Origin of the sequence: Pediococcus damnosus (genome assembly GCF_001437255.1) — a bacterium.
Classification (GTDB): Bacteria; Bacillota; Bacilli; order Lactobacillales; family Lactobacillaceae; genus Pediococcus; species Pediococcus damnosus.
The window spans coordinates 1-9,550 of the sequence record NZ_JQBD01000074.1 but is presented as its reverse complement, the minus strand read 5'-3'; the positions used below and the strand labels follow the sequence as shown (position 1 = coordinate 9,550).

The 9,550-nt window shown below is 38.6% G+C and carries 8 protein-coding genes; all 8 read right to left on the bottom strand.

Translation table 11 applies throughout. The features are described 5' to 3' along the window. Positions 1 to 118 precede the first annotated feature (118 nt). Positions 119 to 430, bottom strand: a complete 312-nt coding sequence (gene trxA, locus IV84_RS08365) for a thioredoxin (protein WP_046872068.1) — start codon at positions 428 to 430, stop codon at positions 119 to 121. 85 nt (positions 431 to 515) lie between these two features. Continuing rightward, positions 516 to 2,873 carry an endonuclease MutS2 gene (locus tag IV84_RS08360; RefSeq protein WP_046872074.1) on the bottom strand — a complete coding sequence of 786 codons (2,358 nt, stop codon included), beginning with the start codon at positions 2,871 to 2,873 and terminating at the stop codon, positions 516 to 518. Between the two features lie 154 nt (positions 2,874 to 3,027). Continuing rightward, positions 3,028 to 3,321, bottom strand: a complete 294-nt coding sequence (locus tag IV84_RS08355; RefSeq protein WP_056986408.1) for a DUF1292 domain-containing protein — start codon at positions 3,319 to 3,321, stop codon at positions 3,028 to 3,030. A gap of 9 nt (positions 3,322 to 3,330) precedes the next feature. Further along, on the bottom strand, positions 3,331 to 3,771 hold the full coding sequence (gene ruvX / locus IV84_RS08350; RefSeq protein WP_046872066.1) for a Holliday junction resolvase RuvX: 441 nt from the start codon (positions 3,769 to 3,771) through the stop codon (positions 3,331 to 3,333). Next, positions 3,768 to 4,067: an IreB family regulatory phosphoprotein gene (locus tag IV84_RS08345; protein ID WP_056986406.1), complete on the bottom strand. Its 300-nt coding sequence runs from the start codon at positions 4,065 to 4,067 to the stop codon at positions 3,768 to 3,770. Before IV84_RS08345 ends, ruvX begins: the two co-directional genes overlap by 4 nt. A 119-nt stretch (positions 4,068 to 4,186) precedes the next feature. After that, complete coding sequence (gene alaS, locus IV84_RS08340; RefSeq protein ID WP_046872064.1) at positions 4,187 to 6,826, bottom strand: alanine--tRNA ligase; 2,640 nt, start codon at positions 6,824 to 6,826, stop codon at positions 4,187 to 4,189. 248 nt (positions 6,827 to 7,074) lie between these two features. Continuing rightward, on the bottom strand, positions 7,075 to 8,451 hold the full coding sequence (locus IV84_RS08335; RefSeq protein WP_056986404.1) for a DEAD/DEAH box helicase: 1,377 nt from the start codon (positions 8,449 to 8,451) through the stop codon (positions 7,075 to 7,077). 3 nt (positions 8,452 to 8,454) lie between these two features. Continuing rightward, positions 8,455 to 9,417 carry a DHH family phosphoesterase gene (locus IV84_RS08330; RefSeq protein ID WP_046872062.1) on the bottom strand — a complete coding sequence of 321 codons (963 nt, stop codon included), beginning with the start codon at positions 9,415 to 9,417 and terminating at the stop codon, positions 8,455 to 8,457. Positions 9,418 to 9,550 lie beyond the last annotated feature (133 nt).

Below are 9,550 nucleotides of genomic sequence, written 5' to 3'. Positions count from 1 at the left end.
TGTTCACCAACAACAGTTGACGAAGAACCTTCTTTATTTACCTTACAATAAAAAAGCTACAGAACCAATGTAACTGTCACTCTTACATTAGCCTGTAACTCACATTTCTTTATTTTAATTAAGCATACTGATCCAATACTTTTTGGATCTGTTCTTTTGAATGGTAGCCTACCAATGTATCCACTACGGCTCCATCTTTTTTAACCATAAGTGTAGGAATACTCATGATTCCAAAATTCTGGGCAGTTTTAGGATTGGCATCCACATCCATCTTTGAAAACTGAACTTTATCAGTCATTTCACCTTCAAGTTGTTCAACAACTGGTGATTGCATCCGACAAGGCCCACACCAAGTTGCCCAAAAGTCAGTTAATGTCACACCCTGACCTGTTTTTTCTTTAAAATTATCATCCGTAATTGCTTCTACCATTTGATACCCTTCTTTCTCATATTAACTAATCACAGTTTATCAAATAACTATTTAATTGCCAAAGATTTTGCTTACAAAAAATTAGTTACTTGAATTGAACAACCGTTGCACCATTACCACCAGCATTTGGTGCCGCATATTCAAAATGCTTAACCTGTCGATTTCCTTGTAAATATTGCGTAATTCCTTTACGTAAAGCTCCGGTACCTTTTCCGTGAACAATGGTTACCATTGGATAGCCAGCAAGTAACGCCGAATCAATGTAGCGATCCACTTCTGTCATAGCTTCTTCGTAGCGTTTGCCACGCAAATCAAGCGTTGGCTTAACGGATGAGCTAGTGCGATGAATAGTTGTGCGATTTCTTTGAGGCTGCCCTTTTTCAGGCGCTAATTTTTCAATTTCATCTGTGGGCACTTTCATCTTAATAATGCCCATTTGGACTTCCCAGTGTTTTTTATCTGTCTGCCGTAGCAATGACCCTCGTTGTCCATAACTTGTCACCATCACGTCATCATTTGGCTTTAAGGCCTGTTTTGCTTTTGCTCGTTGCAAAACACGATTCTTTTTCAAATTTGGTGCCTGATGGAGAGCATTTAACTCACTCTTAGAATCAATGAGTTTGTTTTCCTTAATTGCTACGCCACCTTGCATTTCCATTTTACGAAGGCGTTTAATAATGACATCCGTCTTTTCTTCGGTATCTTCAACTAATTTGTTAGCCTCTAATTTGGCTTTTTCTAAATACTGATCTTTTGAATTACGTAATTTTTGATATTCGTTGGCTAAATCCTTATGCAAGGTTGTGGCTTCATCTACTTCAACCTTCAATTTAGCTGACCGATCATCTGCCTCTTTTTGCCGACTAGATAAATCAGAGATCATCGCACTTAAATCCTGACTATCTTGGTCGATCAAAGATCTAGCCTGGGTAATTATCCCCGACTCAAGTCCTAGACGTGTGGCAATATCAAATGCATTACTACTTCCCGGAATTCCAACTAATAGTTTATAAGTCGGTTCCAAAGACTGTGTGTCGAATTCCATGCTTGCGTTCATAGTTTCAGGGCGATTATAACCATACGCTTTTAGCTCAGGATAATGCGTTGTTGCCATTACGTAACTCCCAGAACTTCCAACTCGATCTAGAATAGCAATCGCTAATGCAGCCCCTTCTTTAGGATCTGTTCCACCACCAAGCTCATCAAACAAAACTAAACTATGATCATCAACCTTCTTTAATATTTTTACAATATTGTCCATGTGAGAAGAAAAAGTACTCAAGTTTTGTTCAATTGATTGTTCATCGCCAATATCGGCAAATATTTCTGTAAAAATTCCCATTTGGCTATTTTCAGCTACTGGAATAAATAGACCGGACTGAGCCATTAACTGTAGTAAACCAAACGTCTTCAAAGTAATTGTTTTACCACCGGTATTAGGACCAGTAATAATCAACGCTTTATAATCCTCACCAAGGTCAATGTCATTTGGAACAATCTTTTTAGCACTAATTAAAGGATGACGGGCCTGCCTGAAATGGACTTGATTTTGATCTGATATTGTTGGCTCGGTTGCCTTAATCTCAGCAGCATAGCGGGCTTTGGCATTGATAAAATCGAGGTGACCTAAAATTGTCGCATTATTCAGCAAATCTTCTCGATATGGAATTAATAATTCCGATAACTCAGTTAAAATGCGTTCTTCTTCATTTTTCTCTTCAACTTGATTTTGACGTAAACGATTATTAAGCTCCATAACCGCTTGGGGTTCAATGTACATTGTTTGTCCCGAAGCACTTTGATCATGGACCACGCCCCCAAAATGACTACGATACTGAGCCATTACAGGAATAACATAACGGCCATCACGCATGGTTATAATCGAATCACTTAAATACTTAGCATCCTTCCCTCGCGTGTAACCATCCATCTTAGCTCTAATTTCTGATTCAGTTGTTGTGATTCGGTTCCGAATCCCAAACAATTTATCGGATGCTTCATTGGTGATGTGACCATCGCCTTCAATGGATTTCATTAAACGTTTGGAGATCTCTGGTAAAGACTGTAACTTGTTAACGGTTGTATATAAAGTTCTGAAGTCAATCTTTTCTTCCTGAAGTTTCTGAAAGAAGTTTAAAACATCCTGTGTGGTTCGTAACATTTTTGTTACTTGTGACAACTCGAGACCACTTAAAGTTGCGCCAATTTCAAGCCGTTTCATTTGTGGCGAAATATTATCGAGTTTGGCAATTGGAATGCCACCCTTTAGCCGATAGGCATCTGCACCATCTAGAGTTTCGGTCAGCGCAAATTGAATCTTATCTCTATCCACCATTGGCCCTAGATCAGCTAGTTCTTGCTGCCCATTTTGAGAAGTCAAATAAGGTTTTAATTTATCTTTTACTTTCTGATACTCTAATGTTTTAAAAATTTTCTTATTCATCATTTAAAGTCCTTTATTCGTTTAATCATATTCTACCGCTTTTTCTTCAGTTTTAATATTATCGAGTCATTCAAAAGCTTGTCAAACAAAAAACGACCAGATCTGAATAATGAGTCACTCAGATTTGATCGTTTACTTATTTCACAAATGGTAATTAGTCTTCGTCATTGTCACCTAAAAAGGTGTTCAAGACTTCTTCAGCCATTTTCCATTCATCGTCTGATTCAATTTCGTTTAGCTGGCCTTCATCTGCGTTGCCATCAGCATCAGGAACATATGAATATGCCTGAATGTCCACTTCCGCATCATCCTCTGCGTCAGATGGATATAAGAACATATATGACTTACCATAATCTTCTGAATCAAATGTAAATAAAACGTTGTAAAGTTCTTCATTTCCGTGTTCATCAACGAGTGTAATTTGTTGTTCTTTGTCTTCTTCGCTCATTAGAAATCCTCACTTCAATTTATTTAATAGTTTACCCTGGCGGTTTAAGTAGTTTTCAAGAATCAAACTAGCTGCCAACTTATCAATAACTTTTTTGCGCTTCTTTCGAGATGTATCAGCCTGTTCAATTAACATACGTTGTGCCTCAACCGTCGTTAACCGCTCATCTTCATAGTCAACTGGCAAATTAAAAGTATCAATCATCAGTTGCCCATAAGCCTTTGCTGCATCAACCCGAGGACCAGAAGTATTATTCATATTCTTAGGCAATCCGACCACAAAACCAGCCACCTCATATTGAGCGACTAGTTCTTTCATGCGATCCAAACCGAACTCTTTTTGTGCTTCATTGATTGGAACAATTTCCACGCCTTGTGAAGTCCAACCTAACGCATCACTAACGGCAATCCCGACTGTTTTAGAACCAACATCCAATCCCATTAATCTCATTTGATAGGACCTGCTGACTGGCCGGATTTGTTCAAATCGTTCCGATCCTTTGAAAGATAGCTACGTACTAATTCTTCAATAATTTCATCCCGTTGATGTTTACGAATTAAATTGCGCGCATCATTTAATCTTGGAATATATGCTGGGTCTCCCGAGAGTAAATAGCCAACAATTTGGTCAATCGGATTGTATCCCTTTTCTTCCAAAGCATCATAAACAGTTTTCAACGTTTCATGTAAGTCATTAGGTGCATCGTTACTAAAATCGAAAAACATTGTTTTATCTAATTTACTCATCGAAAGCACCTCCTGTATCGTTATCGACGTAATTTTACATGATACCCCACAAAAGTACAAACAATGCAGTCCAATGTAATCAATCCGTAATACGTTATTATTCAAGCTGAAACATTTGACTATTTTTCCGTCAACCACGTAATTCCATTTGCCAATGCTTGTTCGAGTCCAGCTGGTTTACTACCACCAGCTTGTGCCAAATTAGGACGGCCGCCACCGCCTCCATTTATTTCTTTGGCAATCGCTTTAATTAAATCACCAGCCTTCAATCCAGCCTTAACTTTGGCGTCTGAAACGGCAACCAATAAATTAGCCTTTTCACCAACAGCAGCTCCGAGGATTAAAACATCTGAGACTTTTCGTTGCTTCCAATCATCCGCCAAATCTCGTAATTGGGACATGCCAGTAACCTTTACAACACTTGCGACTACTGAGTATTGACCGGCCTGTTGGACATTATCAAAGATGCCAGCTGCTTCTTGTTTAGCCATTTTGTTTTCAAGATTTGTAACTTTTTGAGTAAGTGTTTTAACCGTTTCTTGTAATTGAGCCACCTTTTGTGGTGTATCTTTTACTTGCACAGCCTTTACTTGCTTAGCTGTTTGAGTTAAAAGTTCGTCATGACTCAACAAGTATTCATATGCTTCAGCTGAAGTCACAGCCTCAATCCGCCGAACACCAGCCCCAACACCAGACTCAGAAACAATCTTAAACAAACCTAGCTCGTTTGTATTTTTAACGTGATCACCACCACAAAATTCAACAGAGTAGTCGCCAACACTGACCACACGAACTTTTTTCCCATACTTTTCGCTAAATAAAGCAATGGCTCCCAACTTTTTAGCAGATTCAATATCAGTTTCCACAGTTTTAACCGGAATCTCAGCAAAGATTTTTTGGTTAACAATGCTTTCCACTTTTTGTAAATCTTCTTGGGTAACTTGTCCAAAGTGCGTAAAATCAAAACGAAGATAATCAGGTTCAACTAAAGAGCCAGCCTGTTTAGTATGTTCTCCAAAAACATCTCGTAAAGCTTGATCGAGCAAATGAGTTCCCGTATGATTCTTTTCAACTTTACTGTGGAAATGACGGTCCACACTTAACGAATAGGCTTGTTCAGTTTGCAAAGGTTCAAGAACTTTAACAGTATGCAGATTTTGACCATTAGGGGCATGCTGAACGTCCTCTACTTCGGCTACGACATTACCATCTTCATCTGTAATTGTTCCCTTATCGGCAACTTGGCCACCCATTTCGGCATAAAACGGCGTTACATCAAAAATTAATTGCGCCTCACCCTTTTTGGCATCCGTTACAAGTTGATCATTTTGAATAATATTCTTCAAAACTGCATGATCTGCAGTTAATTCTGTATATCCAACATAGCGACTTGGAGTTTGAATTCCCGTGAGTAACCCAGACTGAACACCCATAGAAGTTTGATTTCCTCGTGCTGCCCGAGCCCGTTGCTTTTGTTGCTGCATTTCAGTTTCAAAACCTTTTTTATCAACCTCTAAGCCTTCGTCATGTGCGTACTCAGTAGTTAAATCTAAAGGAAAACCATACGTATCAAATAGCTTGAACGCGTCAGAGCCACTGATTTCTTTTTCGTTATTTTCTTTATTTTTTTTGATGATTTGATCAAGCAACTGGACACCATCATTAAGTGTTTCGTTAAAACGACTCTCTTCTGATGACACAACCTCGGCAATGTAGTCACTTTGTTCCAAGACTTCTGGATAATAGGACTGCATAATTTTGCCGACAACAGGTACTAGCTTGAACAAGAAGCTTTCTTTAATCCCAAGTTTTTGACCGTACATAACCGCTCGCCGAATTAAGCGACGAATCACATAGCCACGACCCTCATTTGAAGGCAGTGCGCCATCACCAATTGCAAACGTAATGGCCCGGGCATGATCTGCAATAACCTTAAAAGCCACGTCTTGTTCCTTATCATCATTGTATTTTTTACCACTAAATTTTTCTGTTTCATGGATCAATGGTAAAAATAAATCAGTTTCAAAATTAGTAGGTGCATTTTGAAAAATCGAAACTACCCGTTCAAGTCCCATCCCCGTATCAATATTTTTATGTGGCAATGGCTCATATGAACCATCTGGCTTATGATTGAATTGTGAGAAAACAATATTCCAAATCTCTAAGTAGCGTTCATTTTCCCCACCAGGATAGTTTTCTGGATCGTCCTCAGCTAAGTTATTGAAAGATTCACCACGGTCATAAAAGATTTCGGAATCTGGACCACTTGGGCCCTCACCAATATCCCAAAAGTTATCTTCTACTGGAATAATATGATCTGCTGAAACACCTACTGATTCCCAATAATGTTTTGCATCCGTATCCTTTGGATAAACCGTAATAAACAATTTTTCTGGATCCATTGCAAACCAATCTGGACTTGTCAGCAATTCCCACGCCCACGTGATTGCTTCTTCTTTAAAATAATCACCTACTGAGAAATTACCGAGCATTTCAAATAAAGTATGGTGGCGTGCGGTATGGCCGACATTTTCGATATCGTTTGTTCGAATACTTTTTTGCGAACTAGTTAGCCGGGGAACATCAGGCACAACACTACCATCAAAATATTTTTTCATTGTGGCTACCCCAGAATTAATCCACAATAATGTGGGATCATCGTGGGGTACTAATGGTGCACTTGGTTCTACGATATGGCCTTTAGACTTAAAAAAGTCTAAAAACATTTTTCTGACTTCACTACTTGATTTTCTCTCCATGATCTTCTCCTCTTCTAATTGCACAAAAAGACCGTTGCTAGTAAAGACGCTTATGCGCGGTACCACTTTACTTGCAACGATCTTACTCGTTAACCTCTTGACCTCTTTAACGCAGAGTCGCGAAACATCTCCAAGGTAGCATCAAAACCCTAAACTCGTTTTTCACAGCATCCAAAACGTTTCTGAAAGTTTATTCGTTTTAATATGTCCTCAATCAAAATTATTATATTGCAAAAAATATTACCTTGTCAATCTTCGTCATGATTTCTTTTAGCTCTGTGTTGTTTAATTCTTTGACGTTTAGTCCGCAAAAATTCAGTATGCTGTGCCTTACGTCGATCTTTTTGATCTTTAATTTCAATTGCTTTTCTAATTTGACGTTTATATCCAGGCTTGACCTTACGTTTCTTCTTCTTAACCATTCCGACCATCGTTGGGTCCAATTTGTGGTGATCTCTGACCCGATTGGTTCGTCGATTACGATCATACGAGTCTACAACCTCACCGTTTTTAATCGCTTTTGGTTGGAACTTCACACCCAATTTTTCAATCTCGGAAACTTTTTCCTCTTCACCTGGTTCATACAGTGTGATGGCTGTTCCGGACATGCCATTTCGGCCAGTTCGACCAACTCGATGAATAAAGAAATCAAGATCATCTGGAATACCATCATTGATGACCATTGAAACACCTTCAATATCGATGCCTCGGGATGCCAAATCAGTTGCCACAACAAATTGAAAATCAAGATTATGAATTTCCTTCATAACTCGTTTTCGTTCCCGTGGTTGCACGCCACCATGAACTTTAGCTACCTTCAATCCTTGCCGCTTTAAATAATCCGTTAACTCATCAGCCCGTTCCTTGGTATTACAGAAAATCAAAACTAAGTAAGGCTCACCAATTGTTAATAACTGATGAATGACATTATTTTTACCTTTACTTTTCGTTGAAATTAACCAGTTATCAATTGTGGGACTAATGATACTTTCAACTGGAATTTCTGATATAACTGGATTTGACATATACTTCTTTAAAAAGGCATTTAAAGACTTCGGAATCGTTGCAGAGAAAACCATCATTTGTAAACTTTTGGGCAAACTTGCAGCAATTTTATCTACTTCATTTAAAAATCCCATGTCAAGCGTCATGTCGGCTTCATCCACAACAAATTTAGAAGCTTGATGAACATCTAAAGCCTGGCTATGAATCAAGTCCCAAATTCTTCCTGGAGTCCCGATAACAATCTCTGGTTGGCGATGTTTCAATTTATCCATCTGACGCTTCTTGTCTGTTCCACCAACATAATTACCAATCTCAATGTGAACTTCGTCAGAGTCTACTAATTGACGAGCTGCCGCATTAATTTGATACGCAAGTTCTCTACTAGGGGTTGTAATTACGACCTGAACCTGTTTTTTTGATTGATCAATTTGGTTAATCAATGGTAACAAAAAGGTATGGGTTTTTCCACTACCTGTCTGTGACTGACCAACCACACTTTTACCAGCTAAAATCACCGGAATCAATTTTTCTTGAACTGGAGTTGGTTGGGTAAAATTAATTTTATCCAAAGCACTCATCAAAAATGGTTGTAAATTAAATTCTGAAAAACCGTTTTTCATTAATTACTCCTTCTTGCTTTTCTTATAAGCCGTTGCGATCGCCGCTAATTCATTTTGAATCGTTTGAACTTCATCAAGATCCTTAGCTTTCGCACCACTGGCTAAAGCATGTCCACCACCATCGTGTTTCTTAGCTAATTCGTTAATTGTTGGACCTTTAGAACGTAATCGGACGCGATAAGTCCCATCCCTTTGAACCACAAAAATTGCCCAACAAACAACCGATTCAATTTTACCAGGTAGGGGCACGACCCCAGCAGTTCCGGCGTCTTTTAAATCAAATTGATCCAAAACTTCACTAGTTAAACAAACGGTTGCTGCGCCATCTTCCGTGATCGTCAAATTTTGATACACATATGCAGATAAGTGAGCGACAGATAATGGGATACTATCTAATTTTTGATTTACTGCTGTAACATCAAAACCAGTTGCCATTAAAGAAGCTGCCACACGCATTGTGTGCGGTGTAGTTGCTGAATACAAGAATCTACCTGTATCACCAATAATCCCAGCATATAATGCCTTTGCAGCTTTGGCATTTAAAGTCAGCTCATGTTTAAACTGATGATAAAGATCAAAAATCATTTCCGAACTACTTGATGCACTTGGAACTACCCAAGCCAAATCGCCATATGGGTCATCATCAGGATGATGATCAATTTTAATTAATTCTTGACCATTGGTATAACGATTATCGTCAACCCGTGGTGGGTTAGCAGTATCTGTGACAATTACGAGAGCATCATCATAATCATCATCATCAGCCGTGTCCATTTCGCCAATCCATGATAAACCACCAATCTGCTTACCAACCGCGAGAACGGTTTTCATTGGAAAAGAAGCACGAATAATTTCTGCTAATCCGATTTGAGAGCCGATTGCATCTGGATCTGGGCGTTGATGGCGATGAATAATAATTCGTTGATGTTTTTTTATTTGTTCAAAGATTTCTTGTTGCAGTGTCATAATTTCTTCTTTCTATCATTGGTTGGTTTTAAAAGATTGCCAAGTTTTCGCTTCTTCCCAGTATACTAGCTTTTAAGGTCAAACACAAAGCCGAAAATTAATCGTATGTGTCAAGTTTTAGTAGGTTGTACTT